The sequence below is a fragment of the Arsukibacterium indicum genome (genome assembly GCF_019100565.1).
GTDB lineage: Bacteria > Pseudomonadota > Gammaproteobacteria > Enterobacterales > Alteromonadaceae > Alishewanella > Alishewanella indicum.
In genome coordinates this window covers 86,774-112,705 of record NZ_JAHRID010000008.1, presented here as the reverse complement: position 1 = coordinate 112,705, position 25,932 = coordinate 86,774, and the positions used below count along the sequence as shown (strand labels likewise).

Here is a 25,932-nt window from a genome sequence, read left to right as displayed (position 1 = left end):
ACGCACGCCGTGTTCGTTATGCCGTTCCATTAAAACTTAGTGCAACCAGCCACTTAGGGTTAATACAGCTACCAAAGCCAGAAAAAACAGCATATTGCGTTTACCCAACTGCACCATTGCACTGCTTTCATCAACAGTATTAATTTGCTCCGGCTCCAGGGGTTCTGCGGCAACTGCCACTTCAGTCAATACCTGTTCGTTGTCGGTACTAAAATCCATAAAGTAGGCCAGTAATGTGTTTGACGCCCGCGAAAAATACCCGACCAACGCAAACCCAATACCAAACAACCGGGTTGGCAGCCATTGCGCCCAGAACGTCAGGTAATGCACGGCATCAGGGCCTGCCGAATCAGGTTGCAATTCAGCATAGGCCGGAGCGTCTTCTGCACTGCCTTGTGCAGTTTCTGTTTCGGCAACCGTTGCCGGCTCCTGCAGTTCACGTAACAACACATAGGTTATTACGCCAAAGGCACCCAGCACTAAAAACCAGAATGCCGTCGCAGCGTAATAACGAAAATTCAGCCAAACCAAAGTCTGACCATAGCTGTGCTGCTCCATGCTGCTGCCTGAATCATACCGGATTTGCTCCATGGTAAGATGCGCTGCTTCAGCATCGCCGCGCTCCTGGGCATTCAGATATTGTTTGTATAACTGCCGATAGTGCCAGCAGCCAATACCAACCAGCAGCACCAGCGTATTGACAATCAGGGTAAGCAACCGGCTGTCAATCAGACACAGCACCAGCGTCACCACCGCGCCTGGTAACAGCAACCACAGATACTGGCCCAGCTGATGACGAGCCAGCTTGGCCAGTGGTGTATTAAGGCTGAATTTTAAATACGATCTGACATAGCGCTTTGCCTGCCAGGCATCGCTGCGAACCGCCAAGCGCTCAATAATTAATGCCAGCAACATACTGATTAATGTCATTCCCTGCTCCCCTTTATTGTGGCTTGAATCGTCGCTTGAATTGCTGCCTGAATTGCCCCCCGGTAGTACGGCCAGTCAAACGCCGGTCCCGGATCGGTTTTGCGCCCGGGTGCGATATCACAATGGCCAACAATCCGCTCCGGGTTCATTGCCTGATACTGCGTCAGTAAGTAATGGCTTAACGCGATCAGGCTCTGATACTGCTGCTCAGTATACGGTATATTATCGCAGCCTTCTAACTCTATCCCAATCGAATAATCATTACAGTTGGCCCGACCAGCAAACTCGCTTTTCCCGGCGTGCCAGGCTCTTTTAGCGAAGGGCACATACTGAAAAATACTGCCGTCACGCCAGATCACGCAATGGGCAGCCACCCTCAGCCCTTGTAACGATGCAAAGTCAGGGTGGGCAGCGCAATCCAGAACCCCGCAAAATAAATTATCGACATGGCTGCCCTGCTGCGGGGCACTGGCAAAGCGGCCAGCGGGCAAACTGATATTATGAATAACCAGCAAACTTATTTGCTCGCCGGCCGGGCGCTCATCAAAATGGGTGGAAGGGCGTTGCAAAATAGGCGGGCAAGTTGGTTGCGTATTAGTTTTCATCAGAATTTTGCCTTTAGCCCGCACTGTGATTAAGCTAGGGCCCTATTGTCAAGGTTGAGGCCCATGAATGCAAGCACCTGAGCAACGAACACCTTTTGCTAAAGCCTTCAGCTGGTTAGCCTGGCTGTTGCTGCTAAGTATGTTGTTTCTGTTCTTTCAGGATTATCTGACAGACAAACGCAACCCGAATCAGCAACTGCACAGTATTCAGGGCGCAGCCGGCGAAGTCAGCACCGTGTTAATTCGCAACCGCGCCGGCCATTATATTGGCACTGCGCTACTTAATGGTCAGCCGGTTGATTTTATGCTGGATACCGGAGCCACTACCGTGGCGATAGCGCAAGATACTGCCCAAAAACTGGGGTTACCCCGTGGCCGGCAAATTCAGGTTGCCACTGCCAATGGTATTACCACAGCCTATCTGAGCGAGATAGCATCGCTGCAACTGGGTGATATTGTGCTACAACAAGTTACGGCCAGCGTGGTACCCAACTTAGCCGGTACCGAGATTTTGTTAGGCATGAGCGCGTTAAACCAGTTAGAATTCCGCCAGCAAGGTAACCAACTGACCCTAATTCAGCGAAATTAATATGACTGCTCAAGCCACTGCAATATCTCATCATGCTCATCTGGCACCGGAAATAAAACGTAACGTCCAGGCGTCTTTAGCAGAAGACTTAGGTTTTCTGGCCCTGACCGACGGTGATATTACCGCCAGCCTGATCCCACAAAGCCAGCAGGCCACTGCCACCATTATCAGCCGCGAGGCTTGTGTAGTATGCGGAACCGCCTGGGTGGATGAAGTGTTTGCCCAGCTGAATCAGCTGAGCGGCAGCGGCCAGGTTAGTGTCAGCTGGCAGGTAAAAGATGGCGACAACGTCGCTGCCGACAGTCTGTTATGCAGGCTGACCGGCCCGGCCCGCCTGCTGCTGACCGGTGAGCGCAGCGCACTGAATTTTCTGCAATTGCTAAGTGGCACCGCAACGGTTACCGCTCAGTACACCCGTCTGCTGGCCAACACAGGCACCCGTTTGCTGGACACCCGCAAAACCCTGCCTGGCCTGCGCTTTGCTCAGAAATATGCGGTTCATTGCGGTGGCGGCTTAAACCACCGCTTTGGCTTATTTGATGCCTTTCTGATTAAAGAAAACCATATTGCGGCCGCAGGTTCTATTCAAGCAGCGGTTGGCCAGGCCCGCCAGAACTTCCCAGGCAAACCGGTAGAAGTTGAAACCGAAAATCTTGACGAAGTTAAGCAGGCGCTGGCTGCCGGAGCCGATATCATTATGCTGGATAACTTCAGTCTGGCGGATATCAGGGCCGCGGTAAAACTGAATAACGGTCAGGCAAAACTGGAAGTGTCGGGCAATATTACTGCCGAACGCTTAACAGAGCTGGCAGCAACCGGCGTTAATTTTATCTCCAGTGGTGCCCTGACTAAACATGTACAGGCTATTGATTTGTCAATGCGCCTGCAAAGTTCCGACTAAGCTGCAGCGTTTTTGCAACCAAAGTAGCACAAATTAGTTAAACCACTGTTCAGCAAACTTCTGATACACTCAGGCCATTGCAACACCTGTAGTTTGGTAATAGTCAATGCAACCGACAGAGCCTGAACAGAAAACCGGACCAGAACAGTTTACCGGCAGAGTTGTGCACTGGCGCGACGATAAAGGCTTTGGTTTTGTGGTACCCGATGGCCCGACACAAGGCAGCGACAACCGGCAACTGTTCTTTCATATCCGTGATTTTGCTGACAGCAGCATCCGTCCGTCCGAAGGTTGCCGTTTGCAATTCACTCTGGGCAAAGATAAGCGACAGCGGCCCATTGCCAGCCAGCTAAAGGTTATTGCTACCCCGGCAAATGCGGCCCCACTGCCTGAAACGCAGCTGGTAGACCTCGACTACACGCAGGATGTTGCTTTATATTTTCGCTGCGCCTTTCTGGTACTGGTTGTTATCGCGCTGCTGTTCGGTACCCTGCCTTATGTGTTGCCTATTTTATATATCGAAGCCAGCTTGTTTACGTACTGGCTGTATCGGGTTGATAAAGCGGCAGCCATCGCCCGCCAGCGGCAACGGCTGCCAGAACAAAGTTTACAGCTGTTCAGCTTAATAGGCGGTTGGCCCGGCGCTTTACTGGCTCAGAAAAAGCTGGCCCACAAGAAGCGCAAGTTTTTGTTTCAAAGAGAATTTTTACTGGTCATTATTGGCAATGGTATTTTATTGATCTGGTTGTTGTCGCAACATGGCCAGTTGTTTCTGGGCCGGCTTGCTCTCTGGTCTTAACCGGTTTATAAAACTATCCGGTTACAGGCCAGGGCGCTGCGGTGTTACCGTTAACTGCTCAACCGGCGCCGGCCGTCCCAGCAAATAACCCTGAAACTGCTGACATCCCAGCTTGCACAGAGCCTGATATTGCGCCTCAGTTTCCACGCCTTCGGCAATAACGGCTAGCTCCAGACTGTTGCCCAGAGCCAGAATAGTTCTGATAATGGCTTCATCACTGGGGTCGTCCAGCAAATCACGGACAAAACTGCCATCTATTTTCAACTGGTTCAGCGGCAAACGTTTTAAGTAGCTGAGCGATGAATAGCCGGTGCCAAAATCGTCCAGTGAAAACCGCACGCCTAACTCTCCCAGTTGCTGCATTTTCGCAATCACTGCTTCGATATCTTCCAGTAACTGCGTTTCGGTCAGTTCCAATACCAAATTCTCAGGCCTGGCGCCGGTTTGTTGCAGCGTATCACGCACCAGTTTTACAAAGTCAGGATCATGCAACTGGCGGACACTGAGGTTAACCGCCAGATGCCAGTGGGTTTTAACCGGGTCTCGCTGCCAGTCGGCCAGTTGCTGACAGCTTTGTTGCAGTACCCATGCACCAATCGGCAAAATCAGACCGCTGTCTTCCGCCAGCGGAATAAACTCGACGGGTGATACAGGGCCCAGTTCCGGGTCAAACCAACGCAGCAACACCTCTGCTCCCAGCATCTGGCCGTCGCTATGATATTGAGGCTGAAAATACAAACTGAATTGTTGCAGGCTTAAAGCCTGGCGCAAACCGGATTGCAATGCTGAACGTGCCAGTACTTTTGCCTGTAGCTTACTGTCGTAAAAACAGTAGCGGTTGCGGCCACGGTTTTTGGCGTCGTACATGGCTAAATCGGCCCGCTGCAGCAATTCATCAACGTTGCCAGCGTCACTGAACATGGCAATGCCAATACTGGCACTTATGGTGTAGTTGCGCTCTGCCAGTTGAAACGGCTGGCTTAGTATCTCCATCAGTTTCATGGCCAGTAGCTCTACCCGCTGACCGGCTAAATCGGCCCGTGGTTGTAACTGGGACAACAGCACCACAAATTCATCACCACCAAAGCGGGCCAACGTATCACTTTTACGCAGCTGTTCGTTCAGGCGGCTGGCAACCTGGCATAACAATTCATCCCCAACTGCATGGCCGAGGGTGTCGTTTAAATCTTTAAAATGGTCCAGGTCAATAAACAGGATTGCGCCCTGACAGGGGAGGCGGGCGGCCATATTAAATGCCTGCTCTAACCGCTCCAGCAGCAGCCGGCGGTTTGGCAGCGATGTTAACGCATCATAAAAGGCCAGCTGATGAATGGCCCGTTGGGTTTCTTTGTGCTCAGTGACATCGGTTGAAATTCCGCATAAGGCGTAAATTTCACCATTGCTATGGCGCAATGGCAGCTTGACGGATAGAAATACCCGCTCCTCATTGTCACTAACTGTGGTATTGGTTTCCTCGATTACCACCCGTTCACCATCAACCAGTACCCGCTGATCGTTTACCTGCAGCTGCTCCGCGGAATTAGCATCAAAAAACAAACTGTCGGTATGGCCAATGATCTGCTCAGCCGGCTTACCGAACAGCTCAGCAATCTTGTGATTAACATACTGATAGCGAAAACGTTTATCTTTTATATAGATATGAGCGTCAACACTGTTCAGGATCGTGGTCAGCCGGTCTTCACTTAACTGCAGGTTTCTGAGCCGCTGGTTTACATGCCGGCGATACCAGAGCACACCGCCACCGCTTAACAGCAATAACACAGTGCTGAGCACTGCCCAAATCAACAGCATCGGGGCAGCAGGGTGCAGGTTGAAACCCGGCTGACTCCAGCGACTGACCGTTTCAAAATAATACGACTGCGGATCGGCCTGCCATTGTTGCAGATACTGATCAATATCCGCTAACACCTGTTGATTGCGATCCTTGGTGGTAGCATAAAACAGCTCGACCGGGTCAAAACGCACAGGGTTTGCCTGCAACTGAAATTCAGCTGCCCGGTTGTCGCCGAATAAATGGTTGGCCACGGCGACATCAGCGTCACCGGCAGCAACCAGATTAAACGCCGCCCGCAGTGAACTGACACCTTTCAGTTGAAAACTAATCTGTTCATGCTGACCGTAATGCTGCAAAAAATTGTGTTGAGAACTGTTTAACAAGACTGCCACCCGCAGCCCTGCTAACTTTGATAAGTCGGTAATATTATGTTCTGGCAAACTGTATAAGCGCGACCAGCTGTAAAGTGCCGGCGTCTGGTGAAAACTCATACCCTGTGCCCGTTCCGGGCTATAAGCTACATCAGGCAGAATATCGATATCGCCGCTTGCCAGCAATTCCAGGCAATACGCCCAGTCACACGCTACCGGTTTTAACTGCCAGTTTTGCTGGTCGGCAATGTGCTGCAGTAAGTCACCGAAAATCCCAGTTGGCATGCCATCCGCATTTACCATAATTTTAGGTGGATTCTGATAAACGCCGACAACCAGTGTCCTGCCGCCTGGTTGGACAAGCTTGTCGGCAGCAAAAGCATAAAAAAAACCGTTGCCAGCCGACATTAGCAATGCCATTAACAGGGCAGTACAGCGCATAAACTCGTCACTTAGTTGTTACTCTGTTACTGAGCTTACTGCAGCCGGCTCAAATTGCAACTGGACTTTGTCAGGCCTGGCCTGCTGTACCTTTTTCTATTGTTATACTTTAAAAATATAGCCCCGCCGGTAACACCAGTGCATCAACAGGTAAGATAACGTCAGAAATGTCAGGGCAAAGGCCAGTGAGCCATTAAAGTTGCCAAACAGCGGTTGAAATACCCGGCTGAATAACCAGCCCTGCAGCAAACCATCGCCAACCGGGATCATAACCAGTACCCGCGCCAACACACCGGCCAGCATATAAAACAATATGGCGTTAGCACCAAATACCACAAATGGCGCACTCCAGCGCCGCCAGCGCTTAACATCACACAGCCAGATGCACGCCGCTAACACAATAGCGCAGTAACCGCTGCTAAGCAGCACAAAGCTTGGGGTCCACAGGCTTTTATTAATTGGTAAGCTGAAGTGCCATAATTCGGCTACCCAAACCGCTATCACACCCACCAGCAGTAAGCCCCGGATTTTATGGGTCAGGCTGTGCCCGCTCTGTAGCCACTGCGCCAGCAACACTCCGCTTAAACAACTGGCAATAGCAGGTAGAGTTGACCAGATACCTTCAGGGTCAAAGGCAAACGGTGTGGCTGAGCGGTAATAAAGATGGTTAACACCCAGCACGGTGTGGTCCAGCCAGGCTGCAAAACTATTGCCAAACAACAGCAGGCCACTGAAAGTGTTGCCCTGGCTGTCCTGATAGGGCATAAACCACATGGCCAGCAGATAGACCAAAGCCAGCGCCAGCAACCAGGCTATCCGGCCCCGGGTGCCGCAATACAGCACAATCAGCACCGTCGCAAAGTAAACCAAACCAATACGTTGCAGCACACCAAGCCAGCGCAGGTTCAGCAGCTTCTGCTCAAGATAGCTGTAGGCCGGATCAGCAAAGTTATAATAGAACAAGGCCAGAAACAGCCCCAGACCAAACAATTTGAGGCTGCGCGTTGCCGCATGGCGGATTAGTTGTGAGTTGGAATGGCTGCTTATACCCGGAGTGCTTTGCCGCTGCATGCTGAACTGCAGTGACATGCCGACGATCACAATAAAAAAGGGGAAAATCAAATCAGTAACGGTCCAGCCATGCCACTCGGCATGACGCAGCGGCCCATAAACATAACTCCAGCTACCCGGGTTGTTAACCAGAATCATCGCAGTAATGGTTAAGCCCCGTAACGCATCTAACGCCAGCAATCGCTGTGGTGGCAGGCTTGCCAGAATGGTATCGCAATGGGCCTTCAGCCAGTTCAGCATCTTAACGGCCCTGCCTGTCACTATCGTCTGCCGCCGGCGCTAACGACGTGGCTAGCTGGCTGTCGACGGTAACCGGCAAACGCCCCTTTGCAGCAACCTGGCCGAGCAATACCCGGGCCAGTGCCGTATAAGTCGCGCCCGGATCACCAGCAGCAATGGCCTTATCTTCGCTGTTGTAGGCATAGCTGGCCAGGCTGACATCAGCATACTGGCCATAGACAGCAGCATCATATGGCGCACGCAGACTGATAAACACATGTGGCGTTTGTTGTTGTGCTACCTGGCGTAACAAGTTCAGAAAGTCCTGCTGCTGCCGCTGATAGCGGGCCGCCAGTGGCCCCAGCGCACTGATATCATCCATGCCGCCAATTTCTGCCAGAGACGGCATTGGCGTAATGAAGGCGCTGATCACGACATCGGCATTGGTTAGCAGGGCAGCGGCCTCAGTCAGGTTGTCCTGTAATAAACTAAGGCTGCTAATCGTCAGTGGTTGCGGGCTTTGTTGCTGTAAGGCCAGGCTAAGTGCTGCTGCTTTATTACTGTCTGGCATTAGCAGCACAATCTGCTTGCCGCTAAGCGCTGGCAGCGCCGTATTTTTATCGTTTTGTGGCAGCGGGATCCGGGTAATGGCAGCCTGAGCCAGCGCCAGCTCGGCCTTACGATGCGCTGCACTGCCTAGCAGGTCGTTCGCTTTTGCCAGCTGCCCGGCAGCAGTATCCTCTGGCAGTAACGGATACTGCTGCTTAAGTTGTGTTATCCGCTGGTATGAACCAAACAACTCGCTTTTATTCAGCTGACCATCGGCCACCGCTTGTTCCAACGCGGTTAACAATGCCGCCAGATCAGCCAGTTCGGCCGGGCTTTGTAATTTAACCGGCATCAGCGCAATATCAGCACCCGCCTGGAAAGTCGCAATCACCGCATCATGCGGGCTGAAAAAGTGGCTGATACCCGCCATATCCAGCGCATCGGTAACAATAAGCCCGTTATAACTCATCTGCTGGCGCAGCAGATCATGCAGGATAGCCCTTGATAAGGTTGCCGGCTTAATCATCTGCTGGCCGTCTTTGGCGGTAAAGGTGCTACTGTCCAGCGCCGGATATTGAATATGAGCGGTCATAATCATCCCTGGCTGGTGCTTGTTAATTATTTCAGTAAACGGCAGTAGATCAACCTGATCAATCTGCTCCCGACTATGCTCAACGCGCGGCAAACCCAGATGGCTGTCAACATGGGTATCGCCATGGCCCGGAAAATGTTTCAACGCGGCAATAACCCCCTGTTGCTGCATGGCAGCCGTCATCGCACCGCCAAGCTCAGCGACCACAGCTGGATCCTCGGCAAAAGCCCGCACGTTAATTACCGGGTTGTCCGGATTAACATTAACATCAACCGTCGGTGCAAAATTTACGTTAATACCCAGTGCCAACAACTCGGCAGCCGTAATGGCACCAGCCAGTTCTGCAAAGTGGCTGCCATGCTCAGGGTACGTGGCACCGATAGCCATATTGCCACTGAACGACGTTGCCAGCTCGCGGGGTAAACGGGCCACCCGCCCGCCTTCCTGATCAATACCAATAAATAATGGCTGCTTCAGGGCAGAACGCGCCGCGGCCTGCTGTAACTGCCGGTTCAGGCCAATAATTTGCTCACTGTGCTGCAGGTTCTCTGCAAATAATATAACGCCGCCAATATCATACTGACTGATAAGTTTGGCCAGCTCCGGTGGCAGGCTGGTTAACGGTGTGCGGCATTTTCCAGCAGCGGTAGGTTCAGAGCAGTAATAGCGTAAATCCAGCATCAGCTTCTGGCCCAGCATTTGCCGGACTGTGGGCTGGGCGGCAGCTGAAGTGACCTCAGCCTGACTGCTCATAACCAGCGCACCCGATAAAACCCAGCTGCAGATACCCCAACCCAGCCATTTTCGTTGCCGCCCTTTCTGCTGTTCTGCCACACTGTTTTCTCCGCTTGTGTTAAGGTAACCTTCGTTAACAACAACTGTGCTACGGTAATCGTTGTTAAAGTAACAGCTTGCAGTAAAACAAAAAAAACGTGCGCCCGCCAGTAGTGGTGCGCTGCTAAATAAAAATTAACCCTAATACGATGTGTCGGGAACTTCGCCATGCAATTGACGTTATTAGACTGGACGGTTTTTTTTGGTTATTTTTTGTTGCTGGCCACCCTGGCAATCTGGGTAAACCGACGCCGGGCCAACAGCAGCAGTGATTATTTTCTCGGTGGCAATGCCATGCCGCCTTTTCTGGTGGCGATATCGGTGCTGGCAACTTCGCAATCTGCAGCAACCTTTCTGGGCGGCCCCGACATGGGATTTCGGGGTAATTTAAGCTATCTGGCAACCAACATTGGTGCCATTATTGCCACCTTACTGGTTATTAAATGGCTGATCCCCCGCTATTATCAGCTAAAAGTCACCACTGTTTACGAGTTGCTGGAAAGCCGCTTTAATGCCACCGCTAAAAACCATGCCGGCAAAATGTATTTGTTTGGCCGGGTATTTGCCAGTGGGGCCCGCCTTTATATGGCGGCGTTGGCCGTCGCCATGCTGTTGTTTAACAACATTGAGGCAACCAGTGTTGTTACCGCAATCGCCTTGCTGGCTGTTATCGGCCTGGCCTGTACGATGGCCGGCGGTATTCGCTCGGTTATTTATACCGACGCTATGCAATGCGCGGTGTATGTCACAGCGGCACTGGTGGTACTTGGCTATCTTTACAGCAGCCTGCAACTGGATCTCGTCAGTTTATACAAGGTTTTGAGCGAACCGTTGGCCGATGGCACCTCTAAATTACTGTTATTTGATTTTCGGCCCGACTTAAGCAGCAGCGGCGTGTTTACCATCTGGTCTGCCCTGACCGGTTTTGTGCTGCTGAATATCGCGGCCTTTGGCCTGGATCAGGATATGACCCAACGGGTACTAACCTGTAAAACCGCCGCAGGTGGCGCCAAAGCGCTGTTATCATCAGCGCTTATGGTGATCCCGGTAATGCTGGTGTTTATCGTTATTGGCTTATTATTATATATTTATTATCAACGCCCGGACGTATTCAGTAATAGTGCCAGCTACAGCAGCAGTTTTGGCGGTGAACAAATTACGGTCTTTATGTATTATGTATTAAACGAAATGCCGTCAGGTTTGCGTGGTCTGGTGGTAGTGGGCGTTATTGCAGCTGCACTGTCCACCATTACCTCCGGCTTAAACTCAATGGCTTCAGTGCTGGTGGCCGATATTTATCAACCCTGGCGCCAGCGGCAGCAGCTTGCAACCAGTGAGCGCCACTATGTCAGAGCTGGCCAGTGGGCCATGTTGTTAACTGCAGTAACCTTATCGGTAATGGCCATCGTCTGTTTTTACTGGCAGCAATATTCTGATATGCCGTTACTGGCGTTTGCACTGAGTGTGATGGTGTTTTCGTACAGCGGTTTACTTGGGGTGTTTTTTACCGCACTGTTCAGCAAAAGAGGCAACAGCACCAGCGTTACTGCGGCACTGCTGACCGGCTTTACAGTGACCCTGTTAATGCAGCCATACCTGTTGCAGTTTATCAGCCCTGAGCTGGCTGCATTTGACCTGGGCTTTACCTGGCAATTATGCCTGGGCACCCTGGTTGCCTGGCTGGTATGCATGGCAGGCAACCCGCCGCCGGCAAAGACGTCGGCAATGGCCAATAACCTGGAGAATTAAATGTATTTACTGGCAGTTGATGGCGGCGGCAGCAAAACTGTGGCCAGGTTGCAACATGCCGTTAGCGGCCAGCAATGGCAAGCAGCCGGCGGCCCTGCCCAATTGTCGAATGACCTTGAACTGGCCATCAGTACTGTGCGTCAGCTGAGTTTGCAACTCTGTCAGCAGGCCGGTATTGGCCTGAATGAAGTGATGGCCTGTGTGGGCCTGGCCGGCGCCGGCAATCCGCAATTACACCATGCTTTTTGTCAGCAACTGCAGCTTAATTTTGCAGCCTGGCAGCTGACTACCGACGCCCGTACCTCACTGTACGGTGCCAATAATGGCCAGCCGGTGGTAATGGTTGCGCTGGGTACCGGCTCGGTTGCCATGCGCTTAGCTGCTGATGGCACTGAGCAACAGGTTGGCGGCTGGGGCTTTAATATTGGTGACGAAGGCGGCGGCGCCTGGCTTGGCAAGCTGGCTGTACGCCAGCTACTGTGGCAACTTGATAGCGGTGAAGGGCTTACCAGTCCGTTAACCCGGGCGCTTGGCAGTCACTGTGGCGACAATGTCAGCACCGTATTACCCTGGTTAAAGCAAGCCAGCGCAACCGATTTTGCAGCGCTGGCGCCACTGGTATTCAGCCACAGCAGTTGCCCGCTGGCCCGGCAAATTCTGCGTCAGCAGGCCGCTGCGATAACCGAGCTTATTCATTGCTGCCGCGGTGACCGGGCGTTACCGGTAGTATTACTGGGTGGCCTGGCAGCCAGCAGCCAGTCGCTGTTAAGTGCTGATGTTTCCAGCTTGCTGCAGCCCCCACACGGTGATGCGCTGGACGGCGGCCTAATTCTGGCCGCCAGACAACTGGCAGGCACCCATAGCGTCTGAACAATAACTCAACAAGTAAAAAGTGAGCGTCTGATGAGTCAATCTGAATTACTGCAACAGCTGGCCGGCATGAGTACCGAGGCACGTAACCCCGCGTCTGCCAAACTTGACCAGCTGAATAGTCTGGCCATTGTCAGTCTGATTAATCAGGCCGATCACACAGTTGCCGCAGCCATTACTCCTTGCTTGCCGGCAGTGGCGCGGGCCGTCGACACGATAGTGCAGGCTTTTGCCTGTGGCGGCCGCTTAATTTACCTTGGTGCCGGTACCAGTGGCCGGCTGGGCATTCTGGATGCCGCCGAATGTCCGCCAACCTTCAGTGTGCCGGCTAACCAGGTGATTGGCCTGATTGCCGGTGGTACTACCGCCATTCAACAGGCAGTTGAGGGCGCTGAAGACAGCCCGGAACTGGCAGTTGAAGAGCTGACCGGGATTAATTTTGGCCCGGATGATGTGTTGGTCGGCATAGCAGCCAGTGGCCGCACGCCATATGTGCTGGGCGGCCTGGCCTATGGCCGGAAACTGGGCGCCACTACGGTGGCGATAAGCTGCAATAGCAGCGGCCCCATTCTGGCAGCAGCAGATATTGCTATTTGTGCCGAAGTGGGCCCTGAGGTACTGACCGGCTCTACCCGGATGAAAGCCGGTACCGCCCAGAAAATGCTGCTGAATATGCTGAGCACCGCAGCCATGGTTCGCAGCGGCAAGGTGTATCAGAACCTGATGGTCGATTTACATGCCAGCAATCAGAAGCTGGAAGCCCGGGCAGTGCGGATCGTAATGCAAGCCACTGATTGCGACAGTGTTACGGCTAATGCTGCCCTGCTGCAGGCCAGCATGAATGCAAAACTGGCCATTCTACTGATCCTGACCGGCCAGGATTTAGCCAGCTGTCAGCAAGCCCTGGCCGCCAGCAATGGCTTCGTCAGTAAGGCATTGGAGGCTGCAAAATGAAGCGTCTGTTAAGCGCACTGCTGTTGCTATGGCTGGCCGGTTGCCACCCTGCCCCTGACGCGCCTTCTGTTGCAAAAACACCGGCAGATTCCGGCGCTATCATTCCCGGGGCAGAGCAACTGCCAGAGTATCTGCCACTGTTACAAGGCAAAAGAGTTGGCTTGCTGGTCAATCAAACATCCCTAACCGGCAACCAGCATCTGGTAGACGTGCTGCTGGCCAACAAAGTTAATATTGTCAGTATTTTTGCGCCCGAGCATGGCTTCAGGGGCGATCATGATGCCGGTGCCACTGTCAGCTCTGGCATCGACAGCAAAACCGGTATTCCGCTGCTATCGCTGTATGGTGCCAATAAGGCACCCAGTGCCGAACAAATGCAGGCGCTGGATATTGTTATTTTTGATATTCAGGATGTTGGCGTGCGGTATTACACCTATATAAGCTCAATGCATTACCTGATGCAGGCAGCTGCTGATTACAATGTTGCGATGCTGGTGCTCGACCGCCCCAACCCGAATGGCCGTTATCTTGACGGCCCGGTACTCGATTTAGCCTTTCAGTCTTTTGTTGGCATGCACCCGATACCATTGCTACATGGCATGACCGTTGGCGAGCTGGCGCAGATGATCAAAGGCGAACGCTGGATTAATCAGGCCGAACAGCTGCAGCTGACCGTCGTCCCGGTGGCAAATTACCAGCGTAATATGCGCTACAGCCTGCCGGTGCCGCCCAGCCCGAATTTACCTAATGATCAGGCTATTGCCCTGTACCCGTCACTTGGCTTTTTCGAGGCTACCCCGCTAAGCGTGGGCCGGGGAACGCCTTTCCCGTTTCAGGTGCTGGGTTATGATAAGTTCAGCCTGGGTGAGTTTGCGTTTACTCCGGTAGCCACACCCGGCGCAGCGATGAATCCGCCATTAAAAGATACAACAGCTAAAGGCCAGGACCTGCGCCAGGTAAACGCCGGTGGCCTGGATTTAAGCTACTTAATTAACTGGCAACGTTTATTTGCTGCTAACAATGCCACTTTTTTTAACTCGCCGGGCTTTATGGATAAACTGGCCGGTGGTGATACCTTACGCCAGCAAATTGAGCAGGGGCTGAGCGAGCAGCAAATCCGGGCCAGCTGGCAAAACGGACTTGAGGCTTTTGCCAAACAGCGTCAGCCATATTTGCTCTACCCCTGATACACTGTCTGCAGCAGGCTGAGCCGTTATTGCTCTGCTGCTGCCGGCACCCGGCTAAAGCGGGCAAGCGGCGCCATTCTGGCCCGATTCAGGCTCAACTGATCAGCGGCAATGCTGATATTGTCAACATTGTTCAGTACATCGAGTAGTTGTGGCTCGACAGTCTCATCCAGACAAGCTTTGCGCGTTGTCGCCAGCGGGCCGAAACTCAGGCGGCTGCCCTGCAACTGATAGGTGCCGGTCAGGCTGTTGCAACCGGTATAGCCGGTTACCCGGCCAGCGGGGTCAAACTGTAAAAACACCTTGTTATCGGGGTCTACCGGCTGTTGCTGCAGCTCAGTCAGCTGCCATTTGCCGGCAATATTTACGCTGTCAGCATGTGCAGGTGTTGGCGACTGTTGCTGAGCCGGCTCACTGGCCGGGCGGCTCGATTCGGGCTGACAAGCGGTCAGCATAAATATGCCTGTCACGGCAAAAAGCAGGTAAAACACATTTTTAAAATGGCATTTACTGCCAGGCTGACTAACTTTGTAACGCATAACAAGCTCCGTGGAAAAAAATAGTAGCAATGCTAGTAGTATCAGAAAGCTACTGTATAGCGGTCATTGTCGGCCCGCCAACTTTACCCAGCCTGAACTTAAAACAGACTTCCGGCCCGGATGAGCTACACTGAAAGCCGGCCTCAATATAAAGGAGTTAAGATGAGTATTAATGTTTTAGCAATTTGCGGCAGCCTGCGGGCAAAATCAACTAACCGTGGGCTGGTGCGTTATGCCATGGCCAATAGCCCCGACGGCATGAAAATTCACCTGGCAGATTTAATGGAAGTGCCTTTTTATAATGCAGACCTGGGCGAAAAACCAGCGGCCGTGCAAACCCTGTTGCAACAAATGGCCGAAGCCGATGCCTTATTGCTGGCCTGCCCGGAATATAACTACTCGCTGGCACCGGCACTGAAAAATGCACTCGACTGGGCTTCGCGCGAACCTGACAATCATTTATTAAGCGGCAAACCTGTTGCTATTATGGGTTCTGCTGCCGGTATGGGGTCGTCACGCTCTCAATACCATTTACGCCAGGTGTGTGTGTACTTAAATCTGCACCCGCTGAATCAGCCTGAGGTGTTTGCCAATGCCTTCAGCGGCGCCTTTGATAACGACGGTGATTTAACCGATGATAAAATTCAGGCGAATGTCCGCAAGTTGCTGGCCGCGCTGCTGGCCTGGCAGCAGCGTTTAAATGGCCAGAAAAGCTGAAACACTCGTGCTGCTTTAATTGCCGGCAAACGGATCGATCAGGCTGCCATCCACCAGCCTGATTAGCCGGCCATTAATTACCGCAACCTGCACCTTGTTATCTTTGCTTAGCAAAAAAGTCGTGCTGGCATGGCGCTGCGGCCATGGTCCGTTTACACCGCGCGGGTTCAGTGCCACCGGCAGATCAGTATTGTTGGTAAGGTGGCCGGCGTTACCGCTAAAGTGGCTATAGCCATCAGCCAGTAGCTGAAGATAACGCTCGCGGCTTAACGTCAGTGGCTCGTTTAAGGCGTATGCCTTACCTGCACTGTAATCCATCCCACTGGCATCGAGGTGGTGATAAGCACCATAAATGCGGGCATCGCCAATTTCATGCAGCGTAACACTGCCCCGGCCATTGCCACCGGCATTAAAGGCTAAATCGACCCGCGCCAGCACGCCAGTGCCGTTAGCCTGCGGCAAATTAACCTGGCGGATAATTAAATCCTTCATGCCGCCACTGTTGTTCATCGGTATGCTGTTGTAACCGCTTAAATCGTAATCGCGGTAGCTGCTGGTACTAATCAATTCCAGCCAGCGTAAATACAACTGCACATTCAGCTGGCGGGCCAGTTGGCGAAACGGGTCATTATAGTTGCCACCGGCTTCTACCAATACAGTGCTAATGCCCATACTTGAGAACGTATCACCAAACGAGCGCATAGAATATTCGTCATCATAACGGCCCAGCTGCTCAGGTATCGTTTTATCCAGTAATGGCTTTACCGCGCTTATCAGCTGCATCGCCGCATGGCGGCTTGGGTTAATCTCCCGCGCCTGATTAAAAGCCGGTGCCAGCAACGAAATAGTTGCTGGTTTTTTATTGTCACCAGCAGCGTGATAGCGGTTCTGATCATGCAGGTTAAAGCCATAATGCGGCTTAATTTGCTTAGCGGCCTGCATCAGCAGCTGGCCTTCCGGGGTTTGCAGCGCTAGGGCATCACGGTTAACGTCAATGCCCAGCGCGTTATAACGGCTGTTGCGCTCAGCCCCATCCGGGTTTAGCATCGGGACGAGATACAGCGTGATCTTATCCAGCCAGGCGGGGCCACCCTCACCGGTTGCTGCCTGCTGTTGCAGCTGTGCTTCAATGATTGCCAGCAAATCGAAAATGGCCGCGGTGGCTGTAGGCTCATCGCCATGCATCTGCGACCAGGCCAGCACTTTGCGCTCGCCATTACCTATTTTAAGCAGATATACCGGCCGCTGCTCCACCGAGCGGCCAAGCTCGGTTGTCTCCAGCCAGTCTTGTTGCTGATAGTAACTAATCAGCGGCGCAATATCGCTATGGGTGATCTGGCCTTTGGCCAGGCCAGGGGTAGTAAATTTGCTGTAATCCGCTGCGCTGGCCAGCCCCGACAACACAGCACTTAATGCTAACCATAATGATACGTGCTTTAACATGGCATCCTCTTTTTTCGCAAAGTAACCGGGTACAAATGTTAACCATAACATAGCCGGCCGTACAGGGCATTTTTAGCGACAGTAAGCTAAGCTTAGCTAATGCTAAATCAACCCGGATAATTTCATTGTTCAGTCCCCGGCAGTTTTACCAGCAACTGCGCCAGCGTAAAGTGTTAACCACAGTACTGGCCTACCTGGTTATGGTCTGGCTGGTGTTGCAGGTGGTGGCGGTGGTCAGTCAGCTGTTGCAGCTGCCGCCGCTGCCCGGTCGTATTATCGCCATCAGCCTGGTCGCGGCGGTGCCGGTCATCTGTTATCTGGCCTGGTATTATCAGGTTCAGCAGGGCCGGCTTAAGCTAATTGCCGGTGCTGATGGCAAGCGACCAGCAACGTTTGGCGCTAAGCAGCAAAGCAGCTTACTGCTGCTTGCGGTGTGCTGTGCCCTGCTGGGCTATCAGTATTATTTGCTTAGCCGGCCTGTCGCGACAGCAGAGCCATTAAGTTTGACAGCCAACTCTATTGCCGTACTGCCTTTTACCGCTATAAATCCAATTGAAGACAGCCCTGAGCGCGCTTTACCTGAAAAAGAACCTGAGCTAGCGCTGCTGACAAACAGCCTGGCTGAGGAAATCAGTAGCCAACTCGGTCGCAGCCCTGGCCTGACCGTGGCTGCGGCCAGTTCCGGTCAGGTGTTAAGCCGCCAGCAGTTAAGCCCGGTTGACATCGCCAGCCGGCTTAATGTTGCTGCATTGCTGACCGGCACTATCAGTACTACCGGCCAGCAACTGCACATCCGTTTGCAGCTGCTCGATGGCCAGAGTGGCCAGACTTTGTGGAGCCAGCAGCTTACGCGCGAGCTGAAAAACATTTTTGAACTGGAGAGTGAAGTCGCCCGTTCAGTGGCCAATGCACTACAGGCGCGCTTAACAGACAGCCAGTCACTTAAAGATTTATCCGCCAATGCCAGCACCGACAGTGCCGATGCTTATATCAGTTATTTAAAAGCCCGCGAACACTACCGGCTGCAAACCAGTGAAGCGATGCAGCAGGCCCGCAGTTTGTTTGAACAGGCGATAGGCCAGGACCCGGAGTATGCCCTGGCTTATGTCGGCTTGGCGGATACCCTACTGCTATTGGCTGATAGCAGCAAAGAGTTTGGCATCATAAAAACTGAGATAGCGACGACCCTGGGCAGGGAATATCTGGATAAAGCAATTGCCCGGGCTCCACAACTCGCGGAAGCTTATGCGGTTAAGGGCAGGTTATTCGATATGTTGCAACAGGAGGAGCAGGCGCTTAGCAACTTTGCTATAGCAATCCAGCTTAACCCCAACTTGGCCATCGCCCATATGTGGCAATACCTGACACTTAAACGTTTGGGTCACTATGACCAGGCTTTAAGTTCTCTGCAACTTGCTTATCAACTGGACCCGGTGTCAGTCGCCGTGTTATATAACCAAGGTTATGAGCAGGCCATTCGCGGCCAGTTTGCAGAGGCCATCAAAAACTTTAACCAGTTACTGAACGACTTTCCAACGTCACCACTGGGTCATGCTGGTCTGGCGCTAACGGCCTTTCATCAGGGACACTTGGCAGATAGTCTGTACCACTGGCAGCAGGCCTGGCATTTATCACCAGATAACAGTTACTATCCGCAAAATTACCGCGGCTTATTACTAACCCTAAATCTGATTGAGCTGGAGCCAGAGCTGGCAACCAACCCCATATATCGCGCCAACTATTTACTCCGTGTTGGTGATTCACAGACGCTATTTACTGAAATGGAATTTGAGTTAGCTGCCCGCCCCGGGGACATATGGTTGCAATTCGAGGCAGCGTTATACCAAATGTTGCGAGGTGACGGCTCAGAAGCCGTCAATTTGCTTCTTAAAAGCTACCCTGTCTTTAGCGATACAGAACTTTATAGTATGCCAATGTGCAGCCCTGCCATTGAAATAGCCTGGGCTTTGCGGCAACAAGAACAAATTCAGCAAGCTGATAAACTGCTGGCCCAATGCCAGCAACAATTACACGATGCACTGCAAAGTGAGCTCCGCGATAGTTACCTGAATCATCTGGCTGCCCGGCTGGCGGCGCTAAATGGTAATACTGAACTAGCAGTACACCAATTACAGCAAGCGATGGCCTATGGCTGGCGCGAATGGTGGACTTTTCACGATCCGATATTTGCCACACTACCGACAGAGCAGCTGGCGCCACTGCGCCAGCAACTCGATACGGCTATAAGTGAGCAGCGCCAGTTAGCGCTGGCGCGAGCCGAAGCTGAATTGGCGCCGGCAAAACCACAGCAAACCGGCAAATAAGCTTAACGTCGCCGGCACAGGCACCTGTACCGCACTGGGCTCCAGAATAAATACCCACTCCGCTGGCGAGCTAAAACTCAGCACATCGGACGGGCGACCAAGATGGTAGTAGCAATTCTCATCGCCATCATCGATAAACACGGGATAACAGTCATCCCGCAAATTGCGGTAATAAAAGTCCTGATCCGGGCCGGAGTAAAAGGTACTGGTAAAGGTCAGCCAGTATTGACCGGGCAGTAGATCGGCTGGCATGGCAGCAGCAGGATTAAAGCCATTCTCCCGTAAAGCGGAAAACGCCCAGCTTTGCTCGCCCTGCGTCAGGGTCCAGCTAAACTCTGCGGCAAATGCGGAGGGGAAATCCCATAACAATGCGCTTTCAAAGTCCAGCTGTTCGCCTTGTTCAAACTCGTAGTAGCAGGGATCTTCCTGCCAGAACTCCGGTGGCGGCAAAGTACCAAAGGGCACTATTAACCAACAATCACGCGGCACCGCTAATAGCGGAATATCACCTGAAGTAAAACTAACGTAGTTAACTGCAGGCGCACCTTGCACTAAATACCCGGTACTTAGGTAACTATTATCATATAAACCATAACTTTGCGGGCTGGTCGCCGTTTCTGAGCCCCGACCAGCGCCCCGGATTAACGCAGCTTCAGCCACAAAACTACAAAACAGCAACACCAATAAAGCATATTTAAAGCAACGCATAACCAGCACTCCCTGTTATTGATGCTGCATTTCACCGGTTAAACTGCTTACCAGACCACGAAGGCAAACCTCAGGTTGATCATATTTAATTTAGAGCCTGCTAAGTAAAGCAGAAAACCTTTAAAACGCCAGTCGCTGGCTTGCCCGGCGCGGCGGTTCTCTGTATAAAAGTAGTAGCTTGTCTTAAGTCTTTGAAAATGACTAAGCCAGACAATAACAATAATAAAAGGAGCCTATGGTGGCAGACTGGTTAACCCTACTTCCGGCGGTTGTCGCCATTGCTGTGGTACTGTGGCGCAAAGAAGTGATTCTGGCATTGTTGTTATCACTATGCACCGCTGAGCTTTTAATATTTATTCAGAATGGCCAGAGCTTTGGTGCCGGTTTACTGCTTGATGGCAGTATACAGACCCTGGAGCGGATTATTGCCGTTACTGGTGATGCCGATAATGCCCGTATTTTAATGTTCTCATTGCTGGTCGGTGGCTTACTGGCTTATATGCGCTATTCCGGCGGGGTGTCGGCCACGGTAGCGATGCTGGTCAACAAAGGTATTGCCCGCAATGGCCGCCAGGCCGGATTGCTAACCTTTTTTATCAGCAGTGTAACTTTTATAGAGTCTAATTTAAGCTCGCTGACTGCCGGTATCAGCTCGCGCGGTTTATTTGATAAATTTAAAATGAGCCGGGCCCGCCTGGCCTATATTATCGACAGTACCAGTGCACCTATTTGCATTATTATTTTACTCAATGGCTGGGGCGCTTATATTCTGGGGCTGCTAAGCACCTACGATTTACCACAAAGTCCGGTGGCTATTTTAATTGGCACTATTCCGCTTAATTTTTATGCGCTTACCACCTTGTTAGTGGTGCTTTACACCATAATCAGCGGCAAGGTATACGGGCCAATGCGTAAATCTGAGCAGCAGCTGCATACCCTGTCGCATCATTCTGAAATTGAAACTGAAGCCAGCCATCCATCTTACATGTTAGTGCCACTGGTCACCCTGGTGGGTGCCATGCTGGGCTTTATGCTGTTAACCGGTAACGGCCAACTGGTGCAGGGCTCGGGTTCTAAATCGGTGTTGTATGCCACGGCGCTGTCCTGCGTGGTAGTGTACTGCATGATGCTGCTAAGCCGGCGCTTTAAACACCAGCAACTGGTCGATATTGGCTTTAAAGGCATCAGTGAGTTACTGCCACTGGTTACTATAGTGCTGTTGTCACTGTCGCTCGGTTCCAGCTTAAAGCTGCTGGGCACCGGTACCTTTATTGCCAGCATTGTTGATCAGAACCTGCCGCAGGTGCTGATCCCGGCCCTGCTGTTTTTAGCCGGTGCATTAATTTCGTTCACCACCGGCACCAGCTGGGGCACCTTTGCTATTCTTATTCCGATTGGTATGCCGATGGTCAGCCTGCTGGGGCTGCCACCACAGCTTATCCTGGCAGCGATTTTAAGCGGCGGGGTGTTTGGCGATCACTGCTCGCCTATTTCCGACAGCACCGCAGTAAGCTCGGTAGCCGCCGGCTGTGACTTACTGGAACACGTAAAAACCCAGCTGCCCTATGCGCTGGTGTGTGGCGGCATTGCCCTGACTGGCTTTGTCATCGCCGGGGTACTAATGATATGAGCAATGAGATGAAAAAGACCCTGATCACCTTACTTACTTTATACACACTTGCCAGCCCGGCGCTGGCAGCACAGCAACAAGAGCCTGAAGTCCCTGCTGACTTTATCAACGTTGCAAAGCTGGTACCTGACGCGCAAATTCATATGGCCTACCTTGGCAGCAATAATTTTGTTGGCAGTCAGGTAGATGGCTACCAGGCCAATAAATGTTATTTACAACAGAACGCTGCTAATGCCCTGGTGCATGCCCAGCAAGCGGCCGCCGCCAGAGGTTTAACCCTGTGGATTTTTGATTGCTACCGGCCGCAGCGGGCAGTAAACCATTTTATGCGCTGGGCCAGTGATTTATCCGATACCAGCACAAAAGCTGAGTACTACCCTAATTTGGAGAAAGATAAACTGGTAGGGGAATACATTGCTGAAAAATCCGGCCATAGCCGTGGCAGTACCATTGATTTAACCCTGGCGGCCAAAGATGAAGCGGGCAACTGGCAACCGCTGGATATGGGCTCGCCTTTTGATATGTTTGACCCGGTATCCAATGTCGGCAACCCTACTATCAGTGAAGCGCAGCAAGCGAACCGTCAGTTACTGGAAACCATTATGTTGCAGGCCGGTTTTAAGGTGTACAGCATGGAATGGTGGCATTTTACCCACCAGCCACCGGTGTATACCGATCAGTATTTTGATTTTATTGTCCGCTAAGCCTTGCGGATGGCGACGATATCTTTCCAGTCAGTTAATCCGCTATTGTCGGCAATAGCAGTGCCGCCACTGATTTATTATCCGGCAACTGGCAAGTTTCGCACTTGAAAACTTGCTTTCAGTTGTGCCATCTAACACACTGAAGCTATTCTGGTGTCAGCGGTAGTAACATTTGGCAGCTGTAATTCTGAAGCGACTCATCACACTTCTGGTAATCGTTTACCTTGGTTGCTGCGCTGCTGGCATAGCGGCCGCAACTACTACACATTTTGAAAAAATACTGATAGACAACAATTTACCCAATGTCGGCATTTACAGTATTAACCAGGACCACAACGGTTACCTGTGGTTGGCATCTACCAATACCGGCTTAATGCAATTTGACGGCTATCAGTTCCAGCAGCAACCACTGTTAAACAAAACCCTTACCAAACTGAAATCAGTACCCGATATTGATGCTATCGCCTTCGATCGTCAAAACAACCTGTGGGCAGGCAGCTGGGGTTACGGCCTGGCAAAAATTCATGCCGACAGCGGTAAAATTGAACTGTTTGACGGCACATCTGACGCCCTGGCAAGTCCGTTTGTGCAGAAGTTATTTACCGACCAGCAGCAGCGTGTATGGGTTGGGACTACCGAAGGAATAAACCGCTATGACGAAATAAGCGGTTTTAGCCGTATCGATCAGCAAAGTGATAACTTACCCAGCAGACGCATATGGGATTTTGCCCAAACCACAGATAACACACTGTGGATTGCCACCTCTGCAGGGTTGATAAGCTGGCAGGAAGACAAAGGGTTTGCTGAACCACTCTTCCCACATGGCAGTGGCAGTGCCGATAATGTTATCCGGGCGTTGCAGGTGATCGATAACGAGCTGTGGCTTGGTACCAGCCGGGGCTTATTCGTCTATCAACCTGAAAAACAGCGTTTTAGCCGGATCAGGTTGCCTGATCAGCAAGCACTACCTGTCATTAATGTACTGAGTACCAGCGTGGACGGTAATTTACTGATTGGTACCTTTAATGGCATCTATTCAGTTGACCCGGCAAACCGGGTTTTTATCAAACGTTTTCAACAACATTATGTCGAGCTTGAGCATATTAATGTCCGGACATTTTTTATTGATAAAAGCCAGGTTACCTGGGTTGGCACCCGGGAAAGCGGTTTGTTCTTCAAAACCCGCCAGCGCGGTGCCTTCCAAAATACTACAGATCCGGCACTGGCAACATTGCAAAGCAATATTACAGCCCCGGTCTTAAGTTTACTGGCTGAACCTGACCAGCTATGGCTTGGTCAGCACGGTAGCGTAAGTCGTTATTCTCATACCTCACAGCAAGTGCAGCAACATAGCATGCCAGGCAGAGTAAATGTTATTCGCCGTGCACCCGACAACGTAATCTGGGTCGGCACCGACAACGGTATTTTCCATTATGATAATACAACCAGCCAGTTTAGCCGGTTTGCCTCGCCTTATACCGCAATAGGCTTGGCGCAACAAAACGCCCGCGATATTCAATTTATTGCTGATCATACAACCATTATTAATCTCTGGAATAATGGGGTGCTGTTGGTTGACAACCAAACCGGTGCGGTCAGGCATTTGCTGGCCGATATCAGCCAGAACATGGTAGGCGACGCCATTCAGGCCATGCTTGTTACAGCAGACTATATCTGGCTGGCAAGCCGGCTGACTGGTTTATATTTAATCGACCGGCAAACGATGGCAATTGTGCCAATCACAACCGTAATTAACTCGTTGTTATTGTCGCCTGATTTCACCGGCCAGCTTACCTGTCTTGCTCATGCACCGGACAATACTGTTGTTGCCTGTTCTGAACAGGGGGTGTTGCGGATAAGCCCGGATAATGGTGCCGTCCGGTTAATCGATAACGATGCCGGCCTTTTTGGCAAATCACTGGTCGGGGCTTATACCGACAAGCTCAATAATATCTGGGTAATGAGTACAACTGGTCTTGATGTAATAAAGCCTGACGGGACTGTTGCTCACTTCGACCAGGTAGATGGGCTACGCAGCAATGAAATAATGTTTACTGCGGTGGCTGAAGATCAGCACCAGCTTTATTTTGGATCGGACGCCGGGTTAGAGTTAGTTGCCCCCGGCCAGCTATTGCAACCTTTACCAGCGGTTGCACAAGCCATAACCAAAGTAACATTTGATCAAAAGCCTGCCACTGCCAGCGGATTGTTAACCCCACTGGAATCAGTAACGGTGCCGGCCGATGTGTCAAGAATAGCGTTTCATTTCGCCAGCTTTGACTTTAACAATCCCGCCCGCAATCGTTATTTATATAAACTCAGTGGTTATGACGACAACTGGCAACAACTGAACAACAGCAATATTGCGTCTTATACCAATCTGGCGCCGGGTACCTATACCTTATATATGCAAGCCAGCAACAACCAGCAACTTTTCAGTGGCGAAATAAGCCAGTTAACCATCGAAGTTCAGCCCCACTGGTGGCAACGCAAAACTATTCAGGCGCTATTTTTACTAACCATTACCGGCCTGTTAAGTTACCTCGTTAAATCTCACGTTAGCAAGGTACATCAGGTAAATACCTTGCTGGAACAAGCGGTCGCCGAACGGACAACTGAGCTGGAACACAGTTTAAAAAAACAGCAGCAGGCTTACCAGGAACTGCAGCAGCTTGATTTAATGAAAGACCAGTTTATTTCTACTGTCAGCCATGAATTGCGTACCCCCCTTACCTCAATCAGCGGTGCCCTTAATCTGGTGTTGTCTGGCTCCCTTGACGACAAGCAGGATAAAAAGCAGCATTTACTGCAGATTGCTGCCAGCAATAGCCAGCGCCTGACCCTGCTGATTAACGATTTACTGGATTTAGAGAAACTCAGTGCCAGCCAGATGGTGTTCTCGATGCAACCCCACGATATTTCTGCAATTGTGCAACGATCCATTGCCGAAAACTCTCCTTATGGCCATAAACGCCAGGTAAGCTTATGTTATATACCGGCGCCGGATAACATGGCTACCATTGCACTGGTTGATGAAAACCGTTTATTGCAGGTGTTGGCTAACGTGCTGTCGAATGCCATTAAATTTTCACCAGAGCAGGGTGAGGTAAAAATCAGCCTGCAACAGCAAAGCACCAATCTTATTATTGCCATTGCAGATGAAGGCCCCGGCATTGCTATTGAATTTCAGCAGCGGATATTTCAACGGTTTGCCCAGGAAAATGCCAGCAACACCAGAGAGCAGGGCGGCACCGGTTTAGGTCTGGCGCTGTCGCAGGAATTAATGCATGCCATGCAAGGCGATATCACCTTCGTCTCTGAGGCCGGAAAAGGCACAACTTTCTACCTGACCTTGCCGCTACAGGCATAAAACTGCACCCAATTACGTCAGATCTGTTAGAATTCGCAGAT

General features: G+C 51.6%; 20 protein-coding genes. 12 read left to right on the top strand and 8 right to left on the bottom strand.

What is annotated here, in order from left to right:
* Window positions 1–36: 36 nt before the first annotated feature.
* Window positions 37–930, bottom strand: coding sequence for a regulatory signaling modulator protein AmpE (gene ampE, locus KQY15_RS15705; protein ID WP_217670845.1), 894 nt, complete (start codon window positions 928–930; stop codon window positions 37–39).
* Window positions 927–1,535, bottom strand: coding sequence for a 1,6-anhydro-N-acetylmuramyl-L-alanine amidase AmpD (gene ampD / locus KQY15_RS15700; protein WP_217670843.1), 609 nt, complete (start codon window positions 1,533–1,535; stop codon window positions 927–929). The genes ampE and ampD overlap by 4 nt, the downstream gene beginning before the upstream one ends.
* 67 nt (window positions 1,536–1,602) lie before the next feature.
* Between ampD and KQY15_RS15695 the strand changes: the two genes are divergently transcribed.
* The 3 genes from KQY15_RS15695 to KQY15_RS15685 all read left to right on the top strand — a co-directional run bounded on the left by KQY15_RS15695 (window position 1,603) and on the right by KQY15_RS15685 (window position 3,824).
* Complete coding sequence (locus tag KQY15_RS15695) at window positions 1,603–2,124, top strand: retropepsin-like aspartic protease family protein (protein WP_217670841.1); 522 nt, start codon at window positions 1,603–1,605, stop codon at window positions 2,122–2,124.
* Window position 2,125: 1 nt separating this feature from the next.
* Complete coding sequence (gene nadC / locus KQY15_RS15690) at window positions 2,126–3,025, top strand: carboxylating nicotinate-nucleotide diphosphorylase (protein WP_217670839.1); 900 nt, start codon at window positions 2,126–2,128, stop codon at window positions 3,023–3,025.
* Window positions 3,026–3,131: 106 nt separating this feature from the next.
* A complete protein-coding gene (locus KQY15_RS15685) occupies window positions 3,132–3,824 on the top strand; it encodes a DUF1294 domain-containing protein (RefSeq protein ID WP_217670837.1) in 693 nt (230 codons plus the stop codon).
* Between the two features lie 21 nt (window positions 3,825–3,845).
* Here the strand turns inward: KQY15_RS15685 and KQY15_RS15680 are convergent, their stop codons facing one another.
* The 3 genes from KQY15_RS15680 to KQY15_RS15670 form a co-directional block, all read right to left on the bottom strand.
* Complete coding sequence (locus tag KQY15_RS15680) at window positions 3,846–6,398, bottom strand: EAL domain-containing protein (protein WP_254795766.1); 2,553 nt, start codon at window positions 6,396–6,398, stop codon at window positions 3,846–3,848.
* Window positions 6,399–6,533: 135 nt separating this feature from the next.
* On the bottom strand, window positions 6,534–7,742 hold the full coding sequence (locus tag KQY15_RS15675) for an acyltransferase family protein (RefSeq protein WP_217670833.1): 1,209 nt from the start codon (window positions 7,740–7,742) through the stop codon (window positions 6,534–6,536).
* Between the two features lies 1 nt (window position 7,743).
* On the bottom strand, window positions 7,744–9,696 hold the full coding sequence (locus KQY15_RS15670) for a glycoside hydrolase family 3 N-terminal domain-containing protein (RefSeq protein WP_308160254.1): 1,953 nt from the start codon (window positions 9,694–9,696) through the stop codon (window positions 7,744–7,746).
* A gap of 168 nt (window positions 9,697–9,864) precedes the next feature.
* Between KQY15_RS15670 and KQY15_RS15665 the strand changes: the two genes are divergently transcribed.
* From KQY15_RS15665 to KQY15_RS15650, 4 genes are read left to right on the top strand one after another with little or no spacing between them, the layout of a single operon-like run.
* Window positions 9,865–11,445, top strand: coding sequence for a sodium:solute symporter (locus KQY15_RS15665; RefSeq protein WP_217670831.1), 1,581 nt, complete (start codon window positions 9,865–9,867; stop codon window positions 11,443–11,445).
* Window positions 11,446–12,315, top strand: coding sequence for a glucosamine kinase nucleotide-binding domain-containing protein (locus tag KQY15_RS15660; protein ID WP_217670829.1), 870 nt, complete (start codon window positions 11,446–11,448; stop codon window positions 12,313–12,315).
* A 33-nt stretch (window positions 12,316–12,348) separates the two neighbouring features.
* On the top strand, window positions 12,349–13,269 hold the full coding sequence (murQ, locus tag KQY15_RS15655; RefSeq protein ID WP_217670827.1) for an N-acetylmuramic acid 6-phosphate etherase: 921 nt from the start codon (window positions 12,349–12,351) through the stop codon (window positions 13,267–13,269).
* Entirely contained in the window at window positions 13,266–14,456 is a 1,191-nt protein-coding gene (locus KQY15_RS15650; protein WP_217670825.1) for an exo-beta-N-acetylmuramidase NamZ family protein, read from the top strand. The genes murQ and KQY15_RS15650 overlap by 4 nt, the downstream gene beginning before the upstream one ends.
* A 26-nt stretch (window positions 14,457–14,482) precedes the next feature.
* On the opposite strand, the gene KQY15_RS15645 is transcribed toward KQY15_RS15650, so the two are convergent.
* Window positions 14,483–14,995: an META domain-containing protein gene (locus KQY15_RS15645; protein WP_217670823.1), complete on the bottom strand. Its 513-nt coding sequence runs from the start codon at window positions 14,993–14,995 to the stop codon at window positions 14,483–14,485.
* A gap of 162 nt (window positions 14,996–15,157) precedes the next feature.
* Here KQY15_RS15645 and KQY15_RS15640 point away from each other — a divergent pair, with 162 nt between their 5' ends.
* Entirely contained in the window at window positions 15,158–15,712 is a 555-nt protein-coding gene (locus KQY15_RS15640) for an NADPH-dependent FMN reductase (RefSeq protein WP_217670821.1), read from the top strand.
* A gap of 15 nt (window positions 15,713–15,727) precedes the next feature.
* Here the strand turns inward: KQY15_RS15640 and KQY15_RS15635 are convergent, their stop codons facing one another.
* Window positions 15,728–17,155 (bottom strand): M14 family zinc carboxypeptidase, encoded by a 1,428-nt coding sequence (locus tag KQY15_RS15635; RefSeq protein WP_217670819.1) that lies wholly within the window; start codon window positions 17,153–17,155, stop codon window positions 15,728–15,730.
* 125 nt (window positions 17,156–17,280) lie between these two features.
* Here KQY15_RS15635 and KQY15_RS15630 point away from each other — a divergent pair, with 125 nt between their 5' ends.
* A complete protein-coding gene (locus KQY15_RS15630) occupies window positions 17,281–19,479 on the top strand; it encodes a tetratricopeptide repeat protein (RefSeq protein ID WP_217670817.1) in 2,199 nt (732 codons plus the stop codon).
* On the opposite strand, the gene KQY15_RS15625 is transcribed toward KQY15_RS15630, so the two are convergent.
* A complete protein-coding gene (locus KQY15_RS15625; protein WP_217670815.1) occupies window positions 19,417–20,187 on the bottom strand; it encodes a hypothetical protein in 771 nt (256 codons plus the stop codon). The two genes, KQY15_RS15630 and KQY15_RS15625, sit on opposite strands and share 63 nt — an antisense overlap.
* A gap of 235 nt (window positions 20,188–20,422) precedes the next feature.
* On the opposite strand from KQY15_RS15625, the gene KQY15_RS15620 reads away from it, so the two are divergent.
* From KQY15_RS15620 to KQY15_RS15610, 3 genes are all read left to right on the top strand, one after another.
* Window positions 20,423–21,817, top strand: coding sequence for a Na+/H+ antiporter NhaC family protein (locus KQY15_RS15620; RefSeq protein ID WP_217670813.1), 1,395 nt, complete (start codon window positions 20,423–20,425; stop codon window positions 21,815–21,817).
* On the top strand, window positions 21,814–22,521 hold the full coding sequence (locus KQY15_RS15615; protein WP_254795765.1) for a M15 family metallopeptidase: 708 nt from the start codon (window positions 21,814–21,816) through the stop codon (window positions 22,519–22,521). Before KQY15_RS15620 ends, KQY15_RS15615 begins: the two co-directional genes overlap by 4 nt.
* A 172-nt stretch (window positions 22,522–22,693) precedes the next feature.
* Window positions 22,694–25,891 (top strand): sensor histidine kinase, encoded by a 3,198-nt coding sequence (locus tag KQY15_RS15610; RefSeq protein ID WP_217670811.1) that lies wholly within the window; start codon window positions 22,694–22,696, stop codon window positions 25,889–25,891.
* Window positions 25,892–25,932 lie beyond the last annotated feature (41 nt).